This window comes from Nocardioides marmorisolisilvae (assembly GCF_003725775.1).
GTDB classification, from domain to species: domain Bacteria; phylum Actinomycetota; class Actinomycetes; order Propionibacteriales; family Nocardioidaceae; genus Marmoricola; species Marmoricola marmorisolisilvae.
Window position 1 is genome coordinate 631,844 of the sequence record NZ_RJSG01000001.1, and the last position, 22,828, is coordinate 654,671.

General features: G+C 69.6%; 20 protein-coding genes and 6 tRNA genes. 21 read left to right on the forward strand and 5 right to left on the reverse strand.

Going from position 1 to position 22,828, the window contains the following annotated elements; translation table 11 throughout:
* The first annotated feature begins 77 nt into the window (after positions 1-77).
* The 3 genes from EFL95_RS03195 to EFL95_RS03205 all read left to right on the forward strand — a co-directional run bounded on the left by EFL95_RS03195 (position 78) and on the right by EFL95_RS03205 (position 3,206).
* Positions 78-1,334, forward strand: coding sequence for a PucR family transcriptional regulator (locus EFL95_RS03195; protein ID WP_246004776.1), 1,257 nt, complete (start codon positions 78-80; stop codon positions 1,332-1,334).
* Between the two features lie 22 nt (positions 1,335-1,356).
* Positions 1,357-1,686, forward strand: a complete 330-nt coding sequence (locus EFL95_RS03200) for a DUF3817 domain-containing protein (RefSeq protein WP_183406996.1) — start codon at positions 1,357-1,359, stop codon at positions 1,684-1,686.
* A 77-nt stretch (positions 1,687-1,763) separates the two neighbouring features.
* The gene (locus EFL95_RS03205; RefSeq protein ID WP_221176297.1) at positions 1,764-3,206 is read left to right on the forward strand and encodes a phosphoinositide-specific phospholipase C-related protein; all 1,443 of its coding nucleotides are present in this window, start codon (positions 1,764-1,766) and stop codon (positions 3,204-3,206) included.
* Positions 3,207-3,274: 68 nt separating this feature from the next.
* On the opposite strand, the gene EFL95_RS03210 is transcribed toward EFL95_RS03205, so the two are convergent.
* From EFL95_RS03210 to EFL95_RS03220, 3 genes are all read right to left on the reverse strand, one after another.
* Positions 3,275-4,273: a hypothetical protein gene (locus EFL95_RS03210; protein ID WP_123232572.1), complete on the reverse strand. Its 999-nt coding sequence runs from the start codon at positions 4,271-4,273 to the stop codon at positions 3,275-3,277.
* A gap of 126 nt (positions 4,274-4,399) precedes the next feature.
* Complete coding sequence (locus tag EFL95_RS03215) at positions 4,400-6,886, reverse strand: lamin tail domain-containing protein (RefSeq protein ID WP_123232573.1); 2,487 nt, start codon at positions 6,884-6,886, stop codon at positions 4,400-4,402.
* Positions 6,887-6,978: 92 nt separating this feature from the next.
* Positions 6,979-7,191: a hypothetical protein gene (locus EFL95_RS03220; RefSeq protein ID WP_123232574.1), complete on the reverse strand. Its 213-nt coding sequence runs from the start codon at positions 7,189-7,191 to the stop codon at positions 6,979-6,981.
* An 89-nt stretch (positions 7,192-7,280) separates the two neighbouring features.
* Here EFL95_RS03220 and EFL95_RS03225 point away from each other — a divergent pair, with 89 nt between their 5' ends.
* The 6 genes from EFL95_RS03225 to EFL95_RS03250 all read left to right on the forward strand — a co-directional run bounded on the left by EFL95_RS03225 (position 7,281) and on the right by EFL95_RS03250 (position 13,266).
* Entirely contained in the window at positions 7,281-8,774 is a 1,494-nt protein-coding gene (locus tag EFL95_RS03225; RefSeq protein WP_123232575.1) for an aldehyde dehydrogenase family protein, read from the forward strand.
* Complete coding sequence (locus EFL95_RS03230; protein WP_123232576.1) at positions 8,771-9,592, forward strand: carboxymuconolactone decarboxylase family protein; 822 nt, start codon at positions 8,771-8,773, stop codon at positions 9,590-9,592. Before EFL95_RS03225 ends, EFL95_RS03230 begins: the two co-directional genes overlap by 4 nt.
* An 8-nt stretch (positions 9,593-9,600) precedes the next feature.
* Positions 9,601-10,449, forward strand: a complete 849-nt coding sequence (locus EFL95_RS03235; protein WP_281272189.1) for a 3-hydroxybutyryl-CoA dehydrogenase — start codon at positions 9,601-9,603, stop codon at positions 10,447-10,449.
* A 3-nt stretch (positions 10,450-10,452) separates the two neighbouring features.
* Entirely contained in the window at positions 10,453-11,031 is a 579-nt protein-coding gene (locus EFL95_RS03240) for a hypothetical protein (RefSeq protein ID WP_123232578.1), read from the forward strand.
* 45 nt (positions 11,032-11,076) lie between these two features.
* Complete coding sequence (locus EFL95_RS03245) at positions 11,077-11,925, forward strand: SCO6745 family protein (protein WP_123232579.1); 849 nt, start codon at positions 11,077-11,079, stop codon at positions 11,923-11,925.
* 117 nt (positions 11,926-12,042) lie between these two features.
* Entirely contained in the window at positions 12,043-13,266 is a 1,224-nt protein-coding gene (locus EFL95_RS03250; protein WP_123232580.1) for an HNH endonuclease, read from the forward strand.
* Between the two features lie 9 nt (positions 13,267-13,275).
* Here EFL95_RS03250 and EFL95_RS03255 read toward each other — a convergent pair whose 3' ends face one another.
* Entirely contained in the window at positions 13,276-13,857 is a 582-nt protein-coding gene (locus EFL95_RS03255; RefSeq protein ID WP_123232581.1) for a TetR/AcrR family transcriptional regulator, read from the reverse strand.
* A 35-nt stretch (positions 13,858-13,892) separates the two neighbouring features.
* Here EFL95_RS03255 and EFL95_RS03260 point away from each other — a divergent pair, with 35 nt between their 5' ends.
* From EFL95_RS03260 to EFL95_RS03270, 3 genes are all read left to right on the forward strand, one after another.
* On the forward strand, positions 13,893-15,137 hold the full coding sequence (locus tag EFL95_RS03260) for a cytochrome P450 (protein WP_221176298.1): 1,245 nt from the start codon (positions 13,893-13,895) through the stop codon (positions 15,135-15,137).
* Between the two features lie 33 nt (positions 15,138-15,170).
* Positions 15,171-15,521, forward strand: a complete 351-nt coding sequence (locus tag EFL95_RS03265) for an MmcQ/YjbR family DNA-binding protein (RefSeq protein ID WP_221176299.1) — start codon at positions 15,171-15,173, stop codon at positions 15,519-15,521.
* A gap of 160 nt (positions 15,522-15,681) precedes the next feature.
* Complete coding sequence (locus EFL95_RS03270; protein ID WP_123232583.1) at positions 15,682-17,520, forward strand: phosphoenolpyruvate carboxykinase (GTP); 1,839 nt, start codon at positions 15,682-15,684, stop codon at positions 17,518-17,520.
* 39 nt (positions 17,521-17,559) lie between these two features.
* Here EFL95_RS03270 and EFL95_RS03275 read toward each other — a convergent pair whose 3' ends face one another.
* Complete coding sequence (locus EFL95_RS03275; RefSeq protein ID WP_148044952.1) at positions 17,560-17,940, reverse strand: hypothetical protein; 381 nt, start codon at positions 17,938-17,940, stop codon at positions 17,560-17,562.
* A gap of 31 nt (positions 17,941-17,971) precedes the next feature.
* On the opposite strand from EFL95_RS03275, the gene EFL95_RS03280 reads away from it, so the two are divergent.
* From EFL95_RS03280 to EFL95_RS19345, 9 genes are all read left to right on the forward strand, one after another.
* On the forward strand, positions 17,972-19,636 hold the full coding sequence (locus EFL95_RS03280; RefSeq protein WP_123232585.1) for an APC family permease: 1,665 nt from the start codon (positions 17,972-17,974) through the stop codon (positions 19,634-19,636).
* Between the two features lie 19 nt (positions 19,637-19,655).
* A complete protein-coding gene (locus EFL95_RS03285) occupies positions 19,656-21,362 on the forward strand; it encodes an aminotransferase class V-fold PLP-dependent enzyme (RefSeq protein ID WP_123232586.1) in 1,707 nt (568 codons plus the stop codon).
* Between the two features lie 492 nt (positions 21,363-21,854).
* A tRNA-Tyr gene (locus EFL95_RS03290) sits at positions 21,855-21,940 on the forward strand.
* 1 nt (position 21,941) lies between these two features.
* Positions 21,942-22,014: transfer RNA gene (locus EFL95_RS03295), tRNA-Asp, on the forward strand.
* Between the two features lie 6 nt (positions 22,015-22,020).
* A tRNA-Pro gene (locus tag EFL95_RS03300) sits at positions 22,021-22,092 on the forward strand.
* A 4-nt stretch (positions 22,093-22,096) separates the two neighbouring features.
* Positions 22,097-22,172, forward strand: a tRNA-Gln gene (locus tag EFL95_RS03305).
* Between the two features lie 129 nt (positions 22,173-22,301).
* Complete coding sequence (locus EFL95_RS03310; protein WP_221176300.1) at positions 22,302-22,613, forward strand: WhiB family transcriptional regulator; 312 nt, start codon at positions 22,302-22,304, stop codon at positions 22,611-22,613.
* Positions 22,614-22,662: 49 nt separating this feature from the next.
* Positions 22,663-22,734 (forward strand) — tRNA-Arg (locus EFL95_RS03315).
* A 2-nt stretch (positions 22,735-22,736) separates the two neighbouring features.
* Positions 22,737-22,810 (forward strand) — tRNA-His (locus tag EFL95_RS19345).
* Positions 22,811-22,828: the final 18 nt, after the last annotated feature.

Here is a 22,828-nt window from a genome sequence, read left to right on the forward strand (position 1 = left end):
GCGGACCAAGGTTTGCACCGGAAAACCAAGAGTCGCTGACAGTTACGCGATGATCTTTGGTCTGCCACCATGAAGCCGTGCAGAAGGCTGACACCGACTTCATCACCCGGACGACGACCCGGGTGACGGCCACGGCCGATCGGATGATCGAGACCGTCGCCGACCTGACGGGTGAGCTGCTCGGTGTGCTGATCGAGACGATCACCGACCTCCAGGGCGATCCGAAGATCGTCGAGCTGCTCGAGGCGAGCATCGACGGCAACCTGAAGACCATCGCCGAGGTCATCCGCTACGACATGCCGGTCGCCGAGATCACTGCGCCACCGACCGCTGTCGAGTACGCCCGCCGGCTCGCCCAGCGCGGTGTCTCCTCCAGTGCCCTGCTCCGCGCCTACCGCCTCGGGCAGGAGACGGCGACGGCCTGGGCGCTGGAGCGGATCAGCGAGGAGGAGGCCGATCCGCGCGTCGCGTACGCCGCCGGCCAGGCCTTCGTCGCGATCACCTTCCGCTACATCGACGCCGTCTCGGAACAGGTGCTCACGGTCTACGAGGTCGAGCGGGAGCGCTGGCTGGCCAACCGCAACACCGTGCGCGCCGAGGTGCTGGCCGACCTGCTGGCCGGCGAGAGCATCGACGCGACCACGGCCGAGAACGCCCTGGGGTACCGGTTCCGGCAGACCCACGTCGGCGTGGTGCTGTGGAGCACCGGCGAGCCGACGACGGGCGACCTCGCCGACCTGGAGCGACACCTCGGCCGGCTGGCCAAGGCGCTCGGCGGCACCGGGCAACCGCTGTTCGTGGCGCAGGACCGTGCCACCGCCTGGGGCTGGGTGCCGCTGGGCAACGCCAAGGTGCGGATCGGCGCGCTGACCGACCTCGAGGACGTCGGCATCCGGGTCGCGATCGGCGTCCCGGCGCCGGGTGTCGAGGGCTTCCGCAACTCCCACCTCGACGCCTTGGCTGCTCAGTCCGTGGCGCTGGTCGCGCAGGACCGCGCGCAGGCGGTGACGGCGTACTCGGACCCCGAGGTGCGCGCCGCCGCCCTGCTGTCCGCCGACCTGGACTCGACCCGACGGTTGGTCCGCTCCGCCCTCGGCGGGCTCGCCGAGGACAGCGACGGGGCCGAACGGCTGCGCGAGACGCTGCGGGTCTTCCTCTCCACCCGCAACAGCTTCGCCGCCACCGCCGAGCTGGTGCACCTGCACAAGAACACGGTGAAGTACCGGGTCGACCGCGCCGTCGAGCTGCGCGGTCGCAGCGTCGACGAGGACCGCCTCGACCTCGAGCTCGCGCTCATCGCGTGCCGCTGGCTGGGCCCGGCCGCGGTCTCTTGAGCAGCCCCGCTACCTTGGCGCCGTGACCGACCCCTTGCGTGTCCGCTCCTGGTTCCGTGCGATCGCCCTGGCCGAGGCCTGCTCGTGGCTCGGTCTCCTGATCGGGATGTACCTCAAGTACGTGCCCGAGACGACCGAGGCCGGCGTCCACGTGATGGGGCCGATCCACGGCTGCATCTTCCTGGCCTACGTGCTCTTCATCCCGACCGCGCGCACGACCTTCGGCTGGTCGGCCCGGACCACACTGCTGGCCCTGGTCTCCAGCATCCCGCCGTTCGCGACGGCGGTCTTCGAGGTCCTCGCCGACCGTCGCGGTCTGCTGTCGGTGGTCGAGGCGGTCGAAACCCGCTGACACCGGCGCAGACCCGGGCGAAAACGACTTCCCGGATACCCGGGTAACCACCGGCATCGCACGTGCCACAGTGCCCCATGCTCACCAGGCTGAAGAAGGGGACCGCGGTGCTCGCCGCCGTCGCCGCCGCGCTGTTCGCACCGACCTCGATCGGCACCTCCGAGGCTGCGACCCCCTCCCCGACCGCGCCGTGCGACGCGATCAGTCCGATCGCCATCCCGTGCGTGGCGCTCGGCAAGACCTTCGACGCGGTCGCGGCCGAGTGCCGGCGGGTCGGCATCCCGGACAAACTCTGCACGCTGCCGCTGGCCCACAACGTGACCCAGGCAGCCCGCGATGCCTACCTGGCTTCGTGGGTGCACCGCACCGCGCAGTTCCAGTACACCCTCGGTGACCCGCTCGCACTGCGGGACGCGCAGTGGATCGGCACCCACAACTCGTTCAACTCCCTGAGCAGCTCGTTCACGCTGTCGCACGCCGACTCCAACCAGCAGCTCTCGCTGACCCAGCAGCTCGACATCGACGTGCGCTCGATCGAGCTGGACCTGCACTACATCCCGCAGCTCCTCGGGCTCCTCGGCACCAAGGCCGTCACCGTCTGCCACGGCCAGGGACCGGAGGTGCACGACCTCGGCTGCACCACCGAGCCGACGTTCGCGAAGGTGTTGCCGGAGGTGGCGACCTGGCTCAACGCGCCCGGTCACGGCAACGAGGTGGTCCTGCTCTACCTGGAGGACAACCTGCAGAACGCGGCGGCGTACGCCTCGACGATCGCCACCCTGGACCAGGTCCTGCGCCGACCTGACGGCAGCAGCCTGATCTACAAGCCGAACCCGGCGCAGAAGGCGGCGAACGGCTGCACGCCGCTCCCGCTGGACAAGTCCCGCGACGACGTCCGCGCCGCCGGCGCCCAGGTCGTCCTGGTCGGCTCGTGCGCTCCCGGTTGGTCGGCCGACGTCTTCGACTGGAACCCGGCACACGTCGAGAGCGGCTCGACCTCGGCGTACCAGCCCTACCCGGCGTGCGACGCGACCTACGGTCCGTCGGTCTACGCGAACCAGATGGTCCGCTACTACGAGGACAGCACGCTGGTCTCGACGCTGCTCAACCCGACGCGTCCTCCGGTCGACCCCGAGGCGCTGACCCCGGAGAAGGTCGCCGCGATGACGTCCTGCGGCGTCAACCTGTTCGGGTTCGACCAGCTGTTGCCCGAGGACGGCCGGATCCAGTCCACCCTGTGGAGCTGGGCGCCGGACGAGCCGGTCGCGGGCAACGGGGCCTGCACCCGGCAGGCCGCGGACGGGCGCTGGCACGCCGCAGCGTGCACCGACCTGCACCCCGCTGCCTGCAAGAACGGCGACACCTGGACGGTGACCGCGCCGGTCGCGGAGGCAGCGGCACCCGCGGCCTGCGCGGCGATCGGGAGCACCTTCGCAGTCCCGCGATCGGGTGAGCAGAACACCCGGCTGCGCGCTGCGGCAGGCTCGACAGACGTCTGGGTCGACTACCTGATCAGCTGAATCGCTGACCGCACATCGAACCTGCCGGACGTGGGGGGACGTGGTCCGGCAGGCTCGATGCGGGGGCTTCAGAGGAGCGGCGTCAGGCCCGTCGCCGTGCCGCCGAGGTAGTTCGACGACTCCGCGGCGGTGGCCGTGAACGGCGACAGGATCGCGATCACGATCGGGCCCGCGGTGCAGGTCGCGACGCCGGACGCGTTGGTGACCGCGGTGCAGCCGGTCACCGCCGATCCGCCGTTGAGCTTCGTGGTGACCGGGACGCCTGCGGCCGGCAGGCCGGTGACGGCCGACTTCACCGTGGTCGTGTAGGTCACCCGCAGCGTCAGCAGGCTGAGCACCGACGAGGTCGCCTTGGTGGTGACGGTGACCGGCGCCTTCGCGACCGTCAGTGAGCGGCTCACCGGGGTGGCCGCGACGTAGTTGCCGTTTCCGCCCTGGCTGGCCGTGATCGTGCAGGTGCCGGCGGCGACCGGGTGCGCCGAGGTGCCGACCACCGTGCAGACGCCCGGGGTCTCCGAGGTCAGCGTCACTGCAAGGCCCGAGCTGGCGCTCGCCGTGAGGGCGACGTCCGCGCCGCCGTACACCGTGTTGCCGGGCTGGGCGAAGGTGATCGTCTGCGCGGCCTTGGCGACGCTCAGCGAGCGGCTCACGGGGGTCGCGGCGTTGAACACGTCGTTGCCGAGCTGCGTGGCGGTGATCGTGCAGGTGCCTGCCGAGACCGGATGCACTGACGTGCCGACCACCGAGCAGACGCCCGGGGTCTCCGAGGTCAGGGTCACGTCGAGACCCGAGCTCGCAGTCGCGGTCAGCGCCACGTCGGAGCCGCCGAAGCCGGTGTCACCGGGCTGGGCGAAGGTGATCGACTGGTCGGCCTTGCTGACCGCGAACGACTGGCTCGCGTGACCGGCGTTGAAGCCCTGCGCCGCGGCCTGGTCGGCGTTCAGGGTGCAGGTGCCGACGCCGTTGAGGCTGACGATGCCCACCGTGATCGAGCAGACGCCGGCCGAGGTCGGGTCGACGCTGATGACCACCGGGTTGGCCGAGCCGCCACCGGTCGCGGCCGGCACGTAGGTCTGGCCGATCCGACCGTCCGTCGGTGCGTCGGTCGTGAAGGTGACGGTCTGGGCGGCCGGCGGGGTGCAGTTGATCGTGCCGCGGCGGATCGAGTGCCCGTCGGTGTCGCCGTCGTCGGACTAGAGGACCTCCTTCTTGCCGGAGACGCAGCGCGACTGCGGCGCCACGGCCAGGCCCTCGTTGTTCAGGTTCGGCATCCCGGCCGGTCGGTCGTAGGCCGCGACCGGCACGAAGTTCCCCGACCCGTCCACGTTCAGCAGGATCGTGGTGCCGTCCCAGGTGTCGTCCGCGACCGCGCGGAGCCGGTTCAGCTCCGGGTCCCAGTCGACGTCGGCGAGCTGGGCCAGGCCGCTGGCCACGGTCGCGATCTTGTGGGGCGTGCCATCGCTGTCCAGGGCGAACCCGACCAGCGAGCCGTCCGCCTCGACCGCGACGAAGAACAGGCCCGAACCGTGCAGCGGGTAGTTCGCCGGGTCGTAGGCCTGGCCCGTGCTCTGGTCCTTGAAGCCGCTCGCGACCAGGTAGCTGTCCGGCACGAAGGTGACGCCCTCGAGCCCGAGGTTCGCCCCGACCGTCGGCAGGAACGAGTTCAGGTCCCACTCGGTGGTCGGCGAGATCGTCGGGCCGGCGGGTGCGTTCGGGTCGAAGCGCAGGATGGTGTTCCTGCTGACCCCGCTGTTGTCGTTGTCGCGCTCGGAGGTCTCGTAGACGAAGCCGTCCGGGCCGATGGTCAGGCCCTCGGTGTCCGGGCTGCCGGTGCCGCCGAGGAACTTCGGGTCACGCGGCCAGCCGTCGGCCGGGACCCAGTTGTTGTTGGCGTCGCGGACGAGCTTGAACAGCGTGCCCTTCTTGTTCTGCGCGCCCCACAGCACGTCCGGGTTCGACGGGTCGAAGACCAGGCCGGAGAGGTCCTGCACGAAGGTGTCGGTGTTGTCGGCGGTGGTCACCGTCGGGCCGCCCGGCCACGGCTGGGTGTCCAGGCCGGGGCAGGAGTTGGCCGCACCCTTGGTCGGCGCCTTGGTGTCGACGAAGTTGCCGAGCCCGTCCTTGCAGCGCCCGTAGGTCTGGGTGGCGTGGGCCGTCCAGGTGTAGGAGTCGATGAGCTTGGCGCTGTTGTCGTACAAGCGCGCGGAGTCCGAGCTGCCGAGCCCGAAGACGAAGTCCGCCACGTTGAGCACGTAGTAGCCGCCGCCGGCGATCGAGGTCCCGGTCGGGACTGTGTAGATGTCGGCGTCCTGGTTGTCCTTGAACACCCAGCCGCTGATGTCGACCGACGCGCCGCTGATGTTCTTCAGCTCCACCCAGTCACCCGGGACGCCCTGGTCGGACTCGATCTCGTTGATCCGGATCGGGCTGCAGGCGTTCCCGGCGTTGCGGGTCGGGGTCGTGGTGGTCACGAACGGGCCGGTGCCGTCGGGGCAGCGGCCGTAGGTGGTCGCCGCGTGCGCCGTCCAGCTGTAGGTGTCGACCAGCGTGGTGCCGTCGGGCAGGTAGAGGTTGGCGCTGTCCGCCGTACCCAGTCCGAAGCCCGGCGCCGGGGTGAACTCGGTGTAGATCGAGTAGTAGCCGCCCGGCTGCAGCGTGGTGTTGGCCGGCACGACCTCGGGGTTCGCGGCGTGCGCGGGGTCGTTGTCGAGGACCTTCCAGCCGGAGATGTTCACCGCGGTGGTACCGGTGTTCTTCAGCTCGACCCAGTCACCGATCGCGTCTCCGTTGGACTCGACCTCGTTGATCACGACGCTCGGCAGTGCCGGCGCCGGGCAGGCGTTCGCGGCGTTCTGGGTGGTGCTGGTGTTGGCCACGAAGTCGCCGGAGCCGTTCGGACAGCGCCCGTACGACGGGGTGCGGTGCGTGGTCCAGGAGTAGGTGTCGACCAGCGTGGTGCCGGAGCGGATCGTCGCGGCATCCGCCGAGCCGAGGCCGAAGCCGCCGGGCAGCGTGTTCGGGTCGAAGGTGTAGTAGCCGCCCGGCTGGATGAGCGTGCTGGCCGAGACGATCGCGATCGGCGAGTGGTCGGAGTCGGCGAAGGTCCAGCCGAGCAGGTCGATCGCGGCGCTGCCGGTATTGATCAGCTCGACGAAGTCGTTCGGGTTCGAGGAGACCTCGTTGATCTTGATCGCCGACGGCGACGGTCCTCCGCAGGCGTTCGCCGCACCCGGCGTCGCCGCGGTCTGCAGCACCTGCGGTCCGGTGCCCTCCGGGCAGCGCCCGTACGACGGGGTGCGGTGCGAAGTCCAGTTGTCGCTGTCGATCGCCGTTCCGCTGGCGTTGAAGACGTTCGCCGCGTCCGTCGCGCCGAGGCCGAAGCCGCCGGTCAGCGCGTTCGGGTCGAAGCTGAAGCGCGCGCCCGGCTGGATGACCGTGCTGGTCGTGACGATCGGGATCGGCGCGTGGTCGGAGTCCGCGAACTTCCAGCCGTTGATGTCGATCGGCGCCAGGCCGGTGTTGATCAGCTCGACGAAGTCGTTCGGGTTCGAGGAGACCTCGTTGATCCGGATGTCGCTGTCCGCGGCGCTCGCGGGCGCGGCCAGAACGAGGCCGGCGGCGAGGACTGCCAGGAGCCCGATCAGTGCGGTCAGAACGTTTCGGGTACGGGCGACGTGCATCGGAGGCGACCTCGGGTTCTGCTGGGAGGCAAGGGCAGGTCGAACGTCGCAGCGTCAGGAGAACACTGGTTGAACGAGTGACGAAAGTTCGGTCACATGTCCTTGAAGCGGTCGTCCTTGGTGATGTCTTCGCCGGGTTTGTCCTCGTCCTCGGCCGCCCGGGCCCGATCGGTGGCAATCAGGCTGACCACCGCGAGGATGCCGCCGAGCGCGACACCGAGGATGTCCCGGGCCCACAGGCCGAGCGCGATGATGACCAGTCCGGCCCACGCGCCGATCGGAATGGTCTTGAGGTACTCGCGCACGGATCGAGTCTGTCACCCCGACCTTCCCGGCATCGGTCCGGCTACTAGAACCTGTTCCACTTTCCCGCGTCCGCGACTACCGTGAGCCCATGACCCAGACCATCGCCGACACCTTCACCGTCACCAATCCGGCGACCGGTGAATCGGTGGGAACCTTCCCGATCCACACCGCCGAGGACATCGCCGAGCGGGCCGCTGCCGGGCGCGAGGCACAGCTGTGGTGGGCCGGCCTCTCCTTCGCCGAGCGCAAGCGCCGGATCAACCGGTGGATCGCCGCGATCGGGCAGATGTCCGACGAGCTGTGCGAGCTGGGCTACCGCGAGACGGGTCGTCCGCGCGGCGACGTGCAGTTCGAGCTCATCGCCGGGCTGGAGGACCTGCGCTGGGCCGCCGCCCACGCGAAGCGGGTGCTCAAGCCGCGCAAGGTCGCGCCCGGCATGGCCCTGTTCAACTTCGGTGCCGAGGTCTCCTACCCGCCGCTCGGGGTGGTCGGCGTGATCGCGCCCTGGAACGTGCCGATCTACACGGTGCTCTGCGGCCTGGCCTACGCGCTGGCTGCCGGCAACGCCGCGATCGTGAAGCCGAGCGAGTACGCCGCGGCGAGCTCGGTGCAGGTCATCGACGCCTTCTACACCGCCAACCCGGATGCCCCGAAGGGGCTGATCACCTGGGTGACCGGCTTCGCCGAGACCGGGTCCGCGCTCTGCAAGGCGGGGCTCGACAAGATCGCCTTCACCGGGTCGGTCCCGACCGGTCGCAAGGTGATGGCCGCCTGCGCCGAGAACCTGACTCCGGTGCTGCTGGAGCTCGGCGGCAAGGACGTCACGATCATCGCCGAGGACGCTGACCTCGACGCGGCCGCGCGGGCCGTCGTGTGGGGCGGGTTCTTCAACGGCGGCCAGGCCTGCGTCGGCATCGAGCGGGTCTACGTCGTGCAGGCGGTGCGCGACGCCTTCCTCGGCAAGGTCAAGGAGATCGCCGACCAGGTGACCGCCGGCCTGGACGAGAACGACGCCTACGGCCCGATGATCGTGCCCTCGCAGATCGACGTCGTGCGCCGGCACGTGACCGCCGCCATCGAGGGCGGCGCGATCGCGCTGGTCGGAGGCGTCGACTCGATCCGTGCGCCGTTCGTCGACCCGGTCGTGCTCGTCGACGTCCCGGAGGACAACGCGGCGGTGCAGGAGGAGACCTTCGGGCCGGTGATCGTGATCAACACGGTCGCGGATACGGCCGAGGCGATCCGCCGCGGCAACGCCACCAGGTTCGGCCTCGGCTCCTCGGTCTTCTCCAAGGGCCGCGGCAAGGAGATCGCCCGCCAGCTCAAGGCCGGCGGCACCACCATCAACTCGGCGCTCACCTTCGTCGGCATGCCGTCGGTCCCGTTCGGCGGCATCGGCGACTCCGGCTTCGGTCGCTTCCACGGCGACGACGGCCTGCGGGAGTTCTCGGCGCCGAAGGCGACCACGAACAAGCGCTTCCAGATGGGCCCGGACATGCAGTCGTTCCCGCGCCGCCCGGACGACTTCGAGCAGGTCCGGAAGATGGTGAAGTTCCGGTACGCCAAGCGGCGCGGCGCGTGACCGGACGCAGCGCGCTCACGACGCACGGAGGCGAAGCCGCCGTCGCCTTCGAGCGGGTCGCAGCGATCCCGGCGCCCGACCTCGGCCACGACGCCGTCGCCGAGTTCGCCGAGCAGCTCGCGCTGGACGTGGCCTCGATGGACGACGTCCAGCGCGGCGCGTTCTTCGCCGCCGTCGGGGACCAGGCGTTCGCCGTCGTGCAACGCATCTACGTGCACGACTTCGTGCCGCGGGTCGAGCGTGTGCTCGACGACGTCTTCGGCGCTTCCGACTGGGCCGGTCCCCCGCTGGTTGAGCCCTTCGAGACGGTTGCTGCGCAACCTCCTCAGGAACCACCTGTCGAAACCCCTGCCGACACCTGGGCACTCCTCGAGGAGTTCATGGTGGTCGTGGCGCGTCTGCGTTCCCTGGACCCCCGGACCACCGAGCTCGTCCGGCTGCGCGGGGCGCGGCTGCACGACTGCGCGGTCTGCAAGTCCCGGCGCAGCCAGGACGCGATCGATGCCGGTGCCACCGGCGACGAGTTCGCCGCGGTCGACGCCTGGGACTCCAGCGACCTTCCCGCGTCGGCCAAGGCAGCCCTCGCCCTGACCGACGCGATGGTGCTCGGCGCCGCCGTTCCTGCCGACGTACGGGAGCACCTCACGGACGCGCAGGTCGTCGAGGTCGTGCTGGACGTGATGCGCAACGCCGCGAACAAGATCGCGGTGTCGCTCGGCGCCGATGCGGCGACCGTGACCGAGGGCGTCGAGCTGTTCACAACCGATGCCGACGGCAACCTTGAAGTGGTGGGGACGGCCGGGTCTAACCTGGGTTGATGGGAGACATCACACGGGTAGGAGTCATCGGCTGCGGCCTGATGGGAGCCGGCATCACCGAGGTCTGCGCACGCGCCGGTCTCGACGTCGTGGTCATCGAGTCGTCGGACGACGCGGCGAAGGCAGGGACCGCGCGCCTTGAGTCGTCGCTGAACCGGGCGGTCGAGCGGGGCAAGCTCGACAACGCCCAGGAGGTGCTCGACCGGATCCGCGTGGTGACCGACATGGAGCAGCTCGCCGAGCGTGAGCTCGTCGTCGAGGCGATCGTCGAGGACGAGGCAGCCAAGACCGCGGTCTTCCGCGAGCTGGACCGGATCGTCACCTCACCGGACGCGATCCTCGCGTCCAACACCTCGTCCATCCCGATCATGAAGCTGGCGGTCGCCACGTCGCGGCCCGCCCAGGTGATGGGCATCCACTTCTTCAACCCGGTACCGGTGCTCAAGCTCGTCGAGCTCGTGCCCAGCCTGCTGACCGCCGAGGAGACGACCGAGCGCGGCCGTTCCTTCGTGCAGGACCAGCTCGGCAAGAACTCGATCGACTGCCAGGACCGGGCCGGCTTCGTGGTGAACATGCTGCTGGTGCCGTTCATCCTCTCGGCCATCCGGATGATGGAGTCCGGCTTCGCCACCCCCGAGGACATCGACCAGGGCCTGGTGCTCGGCGCCGCGCACCCGCAGGGGCCGCTCGCCCTCGCCGACCTGATCGGGCTCGACACCATCAAGGCGATCGCGGAGTCCCTGTACGACGAGTTCAAGGAGCCGCTCTACGCCTCGCCGCCGCTGCTCGAGCGGATGGTGAGCGCAGGCCTGCTCGGTCGCAAGACCGGGCGCGGGTTCTACACCTACGCGAAGTAGCCGATGACCAGCCCGAGCAAGCCTGCCGGACTCTTCGCCGGCATGCTCGGCCTCTGGGTGTTCCTGGTGCTGACGGCGCCGGTCATCTACTTCTTCGGTGGCTCCGTGCTCCCTCGCTACCAGTGCGACCAGGAATGCACGGTGAACGACTCGGCCGGCCTGCTGACGAGTCTTGCCTTCCTGGTTCTCGTCACCGCTCTCGCCTTCGGACTGCCGTTGCTCGCCCAAACCCGGTCGCAACGCCGAGATACCACACGGACCCCCCAGCACAGGCCGATCGTGCTCCGACGGATCCACGAACCCGCGCGGCCGACCGGATCTCCGAACGTGTTCGTCCGGGTCCTGCTCTACGGTCTCCTGGCCGTGGCCGGCGGGTTCGTTGCCATGGTCGTCGGAGAAGGTCACTTCGAGGCCACCGTCTGCGGCGGTCCGGATTTCCAAGGCGAGTGCGACACCGGATTCACCGAGGGCTTCCTCTGGTCCACCGCGTGGATCGTCGTCGTTCTGATCGGAGGGTTCTGCATCGAGCTCCAGCTGATCGTGAACGGGATCCTGCGTCGCCGGGGCCGGCTGTCAACGTGATCCGTCAGACAGACCGGTGAGAGCAGCCACGACTACCGTGCCGGCATGACTTCGGAACGTGAGCTGTGGTCGCTCGTCGAGCCGGTGCACGCGATCGTCTACTTCGCGCCACCGGTCTCGGGCTGCCTCGCCGACCTGGGCCTGCACGGCTTCTGGAACGGGTACTTCGCCGGCCGGGCTGCCCCGATGGGTGCCGTGGGTCCGGGCCCGGTGACAGCGACCTTCTTCGGGTTCTCGCCGGCGATGGTGGCCAAGGCCGTGCCCAAGGTGTGGGGCCGGGTCGCTCCCGAGGCTGCCCTGGCGCACCGGATCGCTGCCGCCGGGTCCTTCCTGGCTCCACTCCTCGCCGAGCTCGAGCCGACGACGGTCGCCCGCGGGACCGACGCGCTCACCGCGGCAGCGCTCACCGCACCCACCAACGGCCGAGCCCTCGCCGCCGCCTGGCAGGCGATCGAACCGCCCACGGATCCGGCCGCACGCCTGTGGTGGGCGACCACCGTCATCCGTGAACAGCGCGGCGACGGACACGTGCTGGCGGCGACGCACGCCGGTCTGAGCGGACTGGAGACGACGCTGACGCACATCGCGTCCGGGGTCGTGACACGGGAGACCATGCAGCCCAACCGCGGGTGGACCGACGAGGAATGGGACGCGGCGACAGCCCGGCTCGTCAGGGACGGCGTACTGGCGAACGGGAGCCTGACCGACCGCGGCCAACGGCTGCGGGAGGCGGTCGAGACCGACACCGATCGACTGGCTCGGCCGGTGCTCGAGTCCCTGAGCGACGATATGCCAGCGATCCGCGAAATCCTCGGGGCCCTCGGCCGCGCGATCGCGGCCGGCGGCAACCTGCCAGCGGGCAACCCGATGGGCGTGCCCTTCCCGAGCCGGTAGCCGTCCACACCCCTGACGCACACGGGTCGTTTCCACAGCCGTCAGACGGCTTCGTCACCGCGCCTCCCAACGCTCCTAGCTTGGGACGAGCAGCCGCCAAGAAGGAGGAGGTGCGGGATGCTCGACCTCGAGGTCAAGGCCCTGACTGCGGCACCCCTGCCATCGGACGCCACGGGCATCATCGACGAGCTCCGCGCCCTGGAGGAGCTCAAGTGCGCAGCCGAGGCCAGGCAGGCACGCCTCGCGAACGCTCTGGACCACATCCGTCAGACCGAGCTCGCCGAGCGCTCGCGGCTCGACGCCTCCCCTCCACCGGTGGCACCGCACCTGGAGGTGGCGCTGGCGCGACGAATCTCCCCGCACCGTGGACGTCAGGCACTTTCCCTGGCGCGCTACCTGGCCAAGGACCTCCCGCACACCAAGGCTGCGTTCGATACCGGCCGTATCAGCGAATGGCGCGCGACCCTCATCGCACGGGAGACGAGCTGTCTCGAACGCGAGCACCGAGCCACGGTCGACGAGCTGGTGGCCGCCGACGCGGAAGCACTCTCCGCGCGGGGCGATCGCGAGATCGTCGCCACCTGCCGACGTGAAGCGGCTCGTTTGGATGCGGCCGCCGTCGCCGCGCGCCGGCGCAGAGCAGAGTCCGAACGCCGTGTGAGCATCCGGCCGGCGCCCGACGCCATGGTCTACCTGACCGCGTTGCTCCCGGTCGCCCAGGGCGTCGGCGTCTTCGCCGCCCTGAAGGCGGCCGCGGACCGCGCCGTCGGGGTCGGGGAGGCGACGAGCGTTGGCAACGCCATGGCGGACGAGCTCGTCCGGCGTGCGACCGGCCGCGACAACGTCTCGGCACAGCCCGTCGCGGTCCGACTGACCATGTCGGCCGATGCTCTGCTCGGTCACGCCGACGACCCAGCGTTCCTGGACGACTACGGTCCGATCCCCGCAGAAGCGGCTCGCGCGCTCGTCGCCGACAACCTCGATGCAGGACTGAAGGTTTGGCTGAAGCGACTCTTCGTCCGGCCGGAGGCTGGTGCGCTCATCTCGATGGATTCGAAGGGCCGGTACTTCCCGAAGGCTCTCGCCGAGTTCATCGAGCTCCGCGACCGCTGGTGTCGCAACTCCTACTGCGGCGCCCCGATCCGAAACCTGGACCACGTCACGCCGCACTCCCAGGGAGGCGCCACCTCTGTCGAGAACGGACAAGGGCTGTGCGCCGACTGCAACCAGTCCAAGGAGGCAGCGGGCTTCAGCAGCAGAACTGTCCCGGGGGACCGACACTCGGTGGAGCTCGTCACTCCGACCGGGCACTCGTACCAGACGGGCCCGCCGGCAGCCTGACCTCCGGGCCTAACGCAGCGCCGGCGCCAGCCAGCGTTGGAGGTACGCCCGTACCTGGTCCCCCGACCGCGGCGGATTGCCGGGGTCGAGGACGAGGGTCTGCAAGGTGCGCAGCAGGTGCTCGACGAGCTCTCGCTGAGCGGCGTCGTCCAGCCCGAGTGCGACCCAGTCCAGGCCGAAGCCGGTGAGCAGCTCACGCCCGAGCGCGATCGACTCGGGGGCGGTCAGGCCCGCGACGGTGCTGCTCAGCCGGCCGGGAGCCACCATCCGGTCGAGCGCCGGGTCGCCGCGCAGGTGCTCGTAGACGAAGGCCACGACCTCGACCGCCGCGTCGCCGGCATCGCCGCCGGTGCGCGCCAGGTAGCCGCGCACGTGCTCCCCGAGCTGGTCGGTCATCTCCGAGATGGCGTCGAGCGCGGCCGCGTCGACCAGGTGCTCACTGGTCGGGAAGTAGCGGTACACGGTCTGCCGCGTGACCCCCAGGTCCTCGGCGACCTCCGAGATGTTCGTGCTGCCGGCCTCGGCCAGCCGCGACCGGGCCGCGGCAAGGATCTGGACGCGGGCTTCGTCGGCACTGGCAAACCTCGGCATTCGATACACTTTGCCAGATGTGTATGGTCGGGTCTATGACCGCCACCCTTCCGCAGGACTTCGACTTCACCGACCCGGACCTGAACCTGGACCGGATCCCGCACGAGGAGTTCGCCGAGCTCCGCTCGGCCGAGCCGATCCGCTGGGTCGAGCAGCCCGCGAGCGCACGGGCCGGCATGCTCGAATCGTCAGGCACCGGCTACTGGGCGATCACCAAGCACGCCGACGTGCTCGCGGTCTCCAAGAACAGCAAGGTGTTCAGCAGCCACGTGAACGGCGTGATCATCCGCAACCCGGAGACCTCCACCGTCGACAGCGTCGAGATGTCGAAGGTCGTGATCATCAACCAGGACGCTCCGGACCACACCCAGCTCCGCTCGATCATCAGCCGCGGTTTCACCCCGCGCGCGATCGGCGCCCTCGAGGAGGGCCTGGAGGAGGTCGCCCGCCGGATCGTCTCGGACGCGGTCGCCGCCGGCAGCGGCAACTTCGTCGACCAGGTCGCCTCGCAGTTCCCGCTGGAGGTCATCGGCGACATGCTCGGCATCCCCGCGGAGGACCGTCAGAAGATCTTCGACTGGACCAACCAGATGACCGGCGCCGAGGACGAGGACCTCGCCCGCGAGGACAACGACCCGGCAGCCGCTGCCGCCGAGGTGCTCATGTACTCGATGGTGCTCGCCGCCGACCGTCGTGAGAACCCGCGCGACGACATCGTCACCAAGCTGGTCAACGCCGACCTGGACGGCCGCGGCCTGACCGACGACGAGTTCGGCTTCTTCGTGATCGCCCTGGCGGTCGCCGGCAACGAGACCACCCGCAACGCCACCACCCACGGCATGAAGGCGTTCCTGGAGAACCCCGACCAGTGGGAGCTCTGGGTCAAGGAGCGTCCCGCGACGATGGTCGACGAGGTCATCCGCTGGGCCACCCCGGTCACCTCGTTCCAGCGCACCGCCCTGGAGGACATCGAGCTTGGCGGCGTCCAGATCAAGGCCGGTCAGCGGGTCGGCCTCTTCTACGCCAGCGCGAACCACGACACCGAGGTCTTCACCGACCCGGGCACGTTCGACATCACCCGCGAGAACAACCCGCACCTGGCTTTCGGCGGGCACGGCGCGCACTACTGCATCGGCGCCAACCTGGCCCGCACCGAGATCCGGATGATCTTCGACGCCCTGGCCGACATGGCGCCCGACATCAAGGCCACCGGCGACGTGAAGCGGCTGCGCTCCGGCTGGCTCAACGGCATCAAGGTGCTGCCGGTCAGCTACACCTGAGATCCCGTCGGTCACCGCTGACATGATCAGCGCGTGCCCTGCGAGATCGCCGACTTCCTCGACCTGGTGGCCCAGCTGCCCGAGGTCGGGTCGGCCGACGCCCAGAGCTGGACGCGCTTCGACGTCTCCGGGCGCGCCTTCGGCTACCTGTGGCCGCGCACCTGCACGGTCGGGCTCAAGCAGACGATCGTCGAACAGCTCGCCCTGGTCGCCGAACGCCCGGACGTCTTCGAGGTGCAGTTCACCTCGGGCGGGTTCGGCTGGGTGGTGGTCTACCTGGAGCGGATCGAGCGCGACGAGCTCGCGGAGCTGACCTTCGAGGCCTGGCGCCTGACCGCTCCCGAGTCCCTCGTCGACCTGCGCGGGGACGAGCTCCCGAGCTGAGGGGTGTCCGCAGCACCCTGGTGAGGAAGTGGCGTGCGGGACCCTTGGTGCTCGCCGTACGAGGGCAGATCTGGCCGGAACCTGGACCCGCGCCCGACCTCGAAACACACCCTGTAACCTCAGTCGCGCCCGTCCGTCTTACGCAGAGAAACGAGCAGCAATGGTCGACATCGACACCGCCCTGGACGCCGGAGGCGTCACGAACCCGCAGGTCCGCGAGTACATCGCGTACTGGGCCGAGCTGACCGGGGCGGCCCGGATCGAGGTCGTATCCGCTGCTGACGACGCCCGCCTGATCGCCGAGTGCCTCGAGGCCGGCGAGCTCGAGCCGGCCGGCGACGGTCGTTACTACTCGCGCAGCTACCACAAGGACACCGCCCGCTCCGAGGAGCGCACCGTCGTCGCTACCAGCCGTCCGACCGACAAGGGCGAGTACAACAACTGGAAGCCGGCAGCGGAGATGGTCGCCCTCCAGAAGGAGCGGATGGCCGGAGCCTCCGCCGGCAAGACCATGTACGTGATCCCGTACCTGATGGCGCCGGTCGGCAACGCCCTGGCTCCCTGGGCCACCGGCGTCGAGCTGACCGACTGCCGCACGGTCGTCCTGCACATGATCCGGATGGCTCGGGTCGGCGTGCAGTACGTCAACGACCTGGAGGACCCGAACAGCTTCGTCCGCGCCGTGCACGTCACCGGCGACCTGGAGAACCTGGGCCAGGGCACCCCGGACGACCAGCGCTACTTCGTCACCGTCGCCGACGAGCGGACGATCCTGCACTACGGCTCGTCGTACGGCGGCAACGCGCTGCTCGGCAAGATCGCCCACGGCCTGCGTCAGGCGGCGTACGACGGCTGGGTGTCGAAGAAGTTCCTCGCCGAGCAGTACATGCTGATCGGTATCCACGACAAGCAGACCGGCAAGGACTACCACATCTGCGGTGGCTTCCCGAGCGCCTCGGGCAAGACCAACCTCGCGATGATGCTGGCCCCCGACGCCCTCGGCGACCGGTACCACGTGTCCTTCTACGGCGACGACATCGCCTGGCTCTGGGTCGACGAGGCCAGTGGCCGCCTGTACGGCATGAACCCGGAGTACGGCGTCTTCGGTGTCGCCAAGGACACCAACGAAGGCACCAACCCGACCGCCCTCGATTCGATCGCCCCGGGCACCGGCACGATCTTCACGAACATCGCCTACAAGCCGGAGACCGGCGAGGTCTGGTGGGAGGGTCGCACCAAGAACCCGCCGGCCGACCCGCACGGCTGGCTGGACTGGCTGGGCAAGCCGATCGCGGACCGCGAGGAGGGCGACGACTCCCCGTGGGCGCACCCGAACAGCCGGTTCACCACCACGCTCGACAACGTCCCGAACATCGCCAAGGACTACGACGAGCCGGCGGGCGTGCCCATCGACGCGATCATCTTCGGCGGCCGCACCCGTGACCGCGAGCCGCTGGTGCGCGCGATCCACGACCTGGCCGAAGGCGTCTACGACGGCCTGACCCTGGGTGCCGAGGCGACCGCCGCGGCCGAGGGCAAGGAGGGCGTGCTGCGCTACGACCCGATGTCGAACCGGCCGTTCATGGCCTACGGCGAGGGCGACTACGCGCGCCACTACCTCGACGTCGTCGGTGCCGCCAAGGAGCAGCCGATCTTCGCGCACGTGAACTGGTTCCAGCGCGACCCGGAGGACGGCCACTTCCGCTGGCCCGGCTACCGCGACAACCTGCGCCCGCTGCTCTGGCTGCTCCAGCTGAAGAACGGCGAGGTCAAGGGCCAGGAGACCGCGGTCGGCATCATCCCGACCCGCGAGGAGCTGAACCTCGACGGCGTCGACATCAGCGACGCCGACCTCGAGGCGATCCTCAGCATCGACGTGAACCGCTGGAAGCAGGAGATGGAGCACCGCGAGGAGCACCTCTCGAGCTTCGAGCGCCTGCCCGAGGAGATCTGGGTGGCCCACCGCCGCGTGGCCGCGGCCCTGGACCAGCAGGACTGAGCTGGAGCGAAGCCCCCGACCGCAAGGTCGGGGGCTTCGTCATTTCTCCGGGTCGACGTACGGCGGGAGCCCGGCCAGCCCGGCCGCGATGAGCGCGGCCATGCTGACGACGTAGGCCTTGCGCCGCACGCCCGTGCCGGCTTCCTCGCCCGTGGTCTCCTCGACGGCTGCGCGCAGCTGCGAGCCGCGCACCTTGAGCCGCTTGCCGTGCACGCGGTCCACCTCGGGAAGCGCGACCAGTGCCGGGAGCACCCGGTGGCTGAGGCCCTCGAGCATCTCGTACCGGCCGTAGCCGCCCAGGTCCTGCCAGACCTGCTCGACATCGAGCCGCCCCTTGCGGATGTCCTTGGACTGCGCGGCGAGGGTCGCCAGCGCGACGCCCTTGAGCACGTTGGTGAGCTCGGCCTCGGTGAACTGCATGCGCACAGCATGCCCTGGGTACCCCACCGGGATGACCCTCACGGCGAGCAAGCCCGAGCACGGGACCGAACTCAAGCGGCACGTCGGTGTCGTCGGGCTGCTCTTCGCGAGCGTCGGCTCGATCATCGGCTCGGGCTGGCTGTTCGGTGCGCTGAACGCCTCCCAGCAGGCCGGCCCGGCGGCGATGATCTCCTGGCTGCTCGGCGGAGTGATGATCCTGCTGATCGCGCTGACCTACGCCGAGCTGGGCACGATGTTCCCGCTCTCCGGCGGCGTCGTCCGCTACCCGCACATGGCCTTCGGCCACCTGGCCAGCTACACCGGCGGGTGGATTACCTGGGTCGCGGTGGTGACGACCGCACCCATCGAGGTCGAGGCCGCGCTGCAGTACGGCACCAAGTACGCCGCGTTCACCAATCAGCACACGGTCAACGGCGAGGAGGTGCACACGCTGACCGCCCTCGGCTACGGAGCCGCGGTGGTGCTGATGGCCCTGTTCGTGCTGATCAACTACTACGGCGTTCGCTGGTTCGCGCGGATCAACAACACCCTGGTCTGGTGGAAGCTGGCGATCATCCTGCTCGTCGTCGCGTCGTTCTTCCTGACGGCCTTCCACGGCTCCAACTTCAGCAGCCACGACTTCGCGCCGTCCGGCGTGCACGGGATCTTCACCGCGATCTCGACCAGCGGCATCATCTTCAGCTACCTCGGCTTCCGGCAGGGCATCGAGCTGGCCGGCGAGACCGACAACCCGCGCCGCAACGTGCCGATCGCGGTGATCGGCTCGGTGCTCATCACCGGCGTGATCTACGTGCTCCTGCAGATCGCCTTCATCGGGGCGCTCGACCCCGGGACGCTGGCGCACTCCGGCAGCTGGGCCAAGCTCTCCTTCGCGAACGACTTCGGTCCGCTCGCGGCTCTCGCCACCGGCCTCGGTCTGAGCTGGCTGGCCGTGCTGCTCTACATCGACGCTGTGGTCTCCCCCGGCGACACCGGTCTGATCTACACGACGATCGCGTCGCGACTCTCGTTCGCGATGGCCCGCAACGGCAACGCCCCGAAGTCCTTGGCGAAGACCAACGACAACGGCAGCCCGATGATCGGCCTCGTGCTGGCCTTCGTGGTCGGCCTGGTCGCCTTCCTGCCCTTCCCGAGCTGGCAGCAGCTCGTCGGCTTCATCACCTCGGCGACGGTGCTCTCCTTCGCCTCGGGTCCGCTCGTCCTCGTGGCACTGCGCAAGCAGGTGCCGGACCAGCCGCGGCCGTTCCGCCTCCCGGGCGGGCACGTGATCCCGTTCCTGGCCTTCTGGAGCGCGAACATGATCGTGTACTGGTCCGGCTGGACCACGGTCTGGAAGCTGATGGTCGCCGTGCTGATCGGGTTCGTGCTGCTCGCGGTGTTCGTCGCCTCCGGCAAGCTCGAGCAGCCCTCGATCGACGCCCGCGCCGGCGCGTGGGTGCTCCCCTGGCTCGCCGGTCTCACGCTGATCTCCTACATCGGCAACTATCCCGAGCCCGCCGCGGGCAACCTGGACTCGCTGAGCTTCGCCTCGGCCACCGGACTGCTCCTGCTGCTCTCGGCGCTCGTCTACGTGATGGCCTACCGGCTGCGGCTCTCGCCTGAGGAGGCCCAGGCCTACATCGGCGAGAGCGAGGACGAGGCGAAGGTCGAGGAGGGCGAGCTCACCTCCGCCTGAGGCGACCTATGCTCGGTCCATGACCGATCGCGCGGCACCCGAGCAGACCCCGCTGCTGCAACGCATCCGCGATGCCGTGATCGGCGACGACCAGGTCATGCACGGGCCGTTCGGACCGCGCCGGGTCACCTACGCCGACTACACCGCGTCCGGTCGCGCGCTGGGCTTCCTCGAGGACTTCATCCGCGACGAGGTGCTGCCCAGCTACGCCAACACCCACACCGAGTCCAGCGGAACCGGGCTGCAGACCACGCGCCTGCGCGCGGACGCCCGCGCGATCATCCACCAGGCGGTCGGTGCCGACGAGAACTCGGTCGTCATCTTCGCGGGCTCCGGCTGCACCGGGGCGATCGACAAGCTGATCGGCGTCCTCGGTCTGCGCATCCCCTCCGGACTGGAAGACACCTACGAGCTCAGCAAGCAGATCCCGGCCGAGCAGCGGCCGGTCGTGTTCATCGGCCCCTACGAGCACCACTCCAACGAGATCCCGTGGCGCGAGTCGATCGCCGACGTCGTGGCGATCGGGTCCGACCCCGACGGCCACATCGATCTCGCCCGGCTCGAGGAGGAGCTGGTCGCCCACGCCGACCGGCCCCTGAAGATCGGCAGCTTCTCCGCGGCCAGCAACGTCACCGGAATCCTGTCGGACACCGCGGCGATCTCCTCGCTGCTGCACCGCCACGGCGCGCTGTCGTTCTGGGACTTCGCCGCCGCCGGTCCGTACGTCGGCATGGAGATGAACGGACCGAACGTCGACGACCCGCTCTGCTACAAGGACGCGCTGTTCCTCTCCCCGCACAAGTTCATCGGTGGTCCGAGCACGCCGGGCGTCCTTGTCGCACGGCGCGAGCTGCTGACCAACCGCGTCCCGCACGTGCCCGGCGGCGGGACTGTCGCGTACGTGAATCCCGACGACCACCGCTACCTCGAGGATCCCGAGCACCGCGAGGAGGGCGGCACCCCCGCCATCGTCGAGTCGATCCGCGCCGGCCTGGTCTTCCAGCTCAAGGAAGCCGTCGGCATCGACGTGATCCGCAGCCACGAGGAGCACTACCTCCAGCAGGCCGTCGAGCGCTGGGCCGACGAGCCGGCGATCGAGATCCTGGGGAACCTGGCCGCCAAGCGCCTCTCGATCATCTCCTTCGTGATCCGCGCCCCGAGCGGCAAGTACCTGCACCACAACTACGTGGTGGCGCTCCTCAACGACCTCTTCGGCATCCAGTCGCGCGGCGGCTGCTCGTGCGCCGGCCCGTACGGCCACCGACTGCTCGGGATCGACATCGAGCGCAGCCACGAGTTCGAGCGCGAGATCACCCGCGGCTGCGAGGGCATCAAGCCTGGCTGGGTGCGGATCAACTTCAACTACTTCGTCTCCCAGGCGGTGTTCGACTACGTCGTCGAGGCCGTTCGCCTCGTCGCGCGCGACGGCTGGCGGCTCCTCGGCGAGTACCGCTTCGACCAGGCGACCGGAATCTGGGTGCACCGTGACGGCCTCGTCGAGCCGCCGTTGCGGCTGAGCCAGATCAGCTACGACACCGACGGCCGGATGACCTACCCGAAGCACGGCAGCACGGCCCCGGAGTCGGCGCTGGCCGGCTACCTGACCGAGGGGGCCGCAGTTCTCCAGGCGGCTGTGCCTGCCGATGCCGGCGAGCTCGTCGACCAGGTCTCGGAGGACTTCGAGCACCTGCGCTGGTTCGAGCTTCCAGCGCGCTCCTTGGTCTGATCCAGAACTCGTCCGGAAACCTGTTAGGCCGCACCGGCCCCGGGCTCGTACCCTTCTTCTCGGCCGATCCACTCCGGACGGCTTCAACGCAGAGACGAGAAAGACCTACCGATGGGCATGCAGTACGTCGCCACCGACACGAGCCGATCCGCTCGTGCGTTGGATGCTGCCCACCTGTGCAGGGTCGAAGGATTCAAGCCCTCGAACCCGATCCAGGGTCAGCTGCCGCGCCAGCTGGAGCCGCCGAGGTAGGTGCCTTCTCGCACCCGAACACCGGGCCGCTCCAGCCGACGAAACGTCAGCAGGGGCGGCCCTTTTGCATGTCGCACAACTTCATCGAGGAAGGTCCCACGGGCACCGGACCCGCACCAGGTCGAGAGGCCTTGAGCAGGTGGCACCGGGCTCACAGTCAGACGGCCGTGGAGCACCTCTCCCGACCCGGACCCGGCGCTCGCCGGGAGCGGGGGCGAACTCAACAGTGGAACGAGATATGCGTCGGTCGGGCAACTGGCTGGCCCGCCTGGCCGTAGACCAGGTCCCTTCGGGGCGTGCAGGTTCGAGTCCTGCCCGGCGCACCAAGCTTCGTCGGCCCAGTGGAGTGGGCGCCCGCCTGTCGAGCGGGAGATCACGGGTTCGAGTCCCGTACGGAGCGCGCAGACGGGTCGTAGGGAAGCGGCATCCCCCCTGGTTTGGGACCAGGCAATCGCGGGTTCGAGTCCCGCCGACCCGACCGGTGCGCGGCGGTCTGCTGGCAGACCAGCGTGGCTCTGAACCACGCCCCCGGAGGTTCGATTCCTCCCTGCGCAGCCACTGCGGGTGTCGGGAGACGCCACGGGCCTCATGAGCCCGACGGTCCACGTTCGACTCGTGGCCCGCAACGACGCTTCTCCGCTCGGGGAAGCCAGTCCATCAACACGAAGGAGGTGACCGGAGATGGACATGACGATGACGATCGAGGCGCTGTTCGACACCAAGGGTGTGACGGTCGCCTACCTGAACCCGACGCCGCGCCTGGCTCGCTCCGCCTGGAGCTGTGCCGAGTACGGCGACCCGGACGTGTTCTCGCCGACGGACGAGGACCAGCTGCTGGAGGCCCAGGAGGTCTGCGGTGACTGCGCCGTCCGGGAGCTCTGCCTCGAGCTCGGCGTGAGCCGGGACGAGTGGGGCGTCTGGGGTGGCGTGCTGCTCGAGGGCGGCAAGCCGCTCGAGCGCGTCAAGCGGCCTGGCCGGCCCCGGAAGGTGTCGGCCTGAGCCATCCACGGCTGCGTGCGGAGACGGGTTGCTCCGCACGCAGCCACCTACCCCCTTGGCCCAACGGACAAGGCACCGGTCTACGAAGCCGGGGACCCAGGTTCGACTCCTGGAGGGGGTGCTGTGGCTGTGGTGTAGCGGCATCTGCACGCCTGGACGTGGCCCAGGAGGTTCGGGTTCAACTCCCGGCAGTCACCCCGACAAACAACAACGCC

Bases quoted from the DNA above. Each gene is read 5' to 3' on its own strand.
- EFL95_RS03205 (WP_221176297.1), top strand. From the start codon at position 1,764: ATGCTCACCAGGCTGAAGAAGGGGACCGCGGTGCTCGCCGCCGTCGCC.
- EFL95_RS03215 (WP_123232573.1), bottom strand. From the start codon at position 6,886: ATGCACGTCGCCCGTACCCGAAACGTTCTGACCGCACTGATCGGGCTC.
- EFL95_RS03225 (WP_123232575.1), top strand. From the start codon at position 7,281: ATGACCCAGACCATCGCCGACACCTTCACCGTCACCAATCCGGCGACC.
- EFL95_RS03240 (WP_123232578.1), top strand. From the start codon at position 10,453: ATGACCAGCCCGAGCAAGCCTGCCGGACTCTTCGCCGGCATGCTCGGC.
- EFL95_RS03245 (WP_123232579.1), top strand. From the start codon at position 11,077: ATGACTTCGGAACGTGAGCTGTGGTCGCTCGTCGAGCCGGTGCACGCG.
- EFL95_RS03250 (WP_123232580.1), top strand. From the start codon at position 12,043: ATGCTCGACCTCGAGGTCAAGGCCCTGACTGCGGCACCCCTGCCATCG.
- EFL95_RS03255 (WP_123232581.1), bottom strand. From the start codon at position 13,857: ATGCCGAGGTTTGCCAGTGCCGACGAAGCCCGCGTCCAGATCCTTGCC.
- EFL95_RS03260 (WP_221176298.1), top strand. From the start codon at position 13,893: ATGACCGCCACCCTTCCGCAGGACTTCGACTTCACCGACCCGGACCTG.
- EFL95_RS03270 (WP_123232583.1), top strand. From the start codon at position 15,682: ATGGTCGACATCGACACCGCCCTGGACGCCGGAGGCGTCACGAACCCG.
- EFL95_RS03275 (WP_148044952.1), bottom strand. From the start codon at position 17,940: ATGCAGTTCACCGAGGCCGAGCTCACCAACGTGCTCAAGGGCGTCGCG.
- EFL95_RS03280 (WP_123232585.1), top strand. From the start codon at position 17,972: ATGACCCTCACGGCGAGCAAGCCCGAGCACGGGACCGAACTCAAGCGG.
- EFL95_RS03285 (WP_123232586.1), top strand. From the start codon at position 19,656: ATGACCGATCGCGCGGCACCCGAGCAGACCCCGCTGCTGCAACGCATC.
- EFL95_RS03310 (WP_221176300.1), top strand. From the start codon at position 22,302: ATGACGATGACGATCGAGGCGCTGTTCGACACCAAGGGTGTGACGGTC.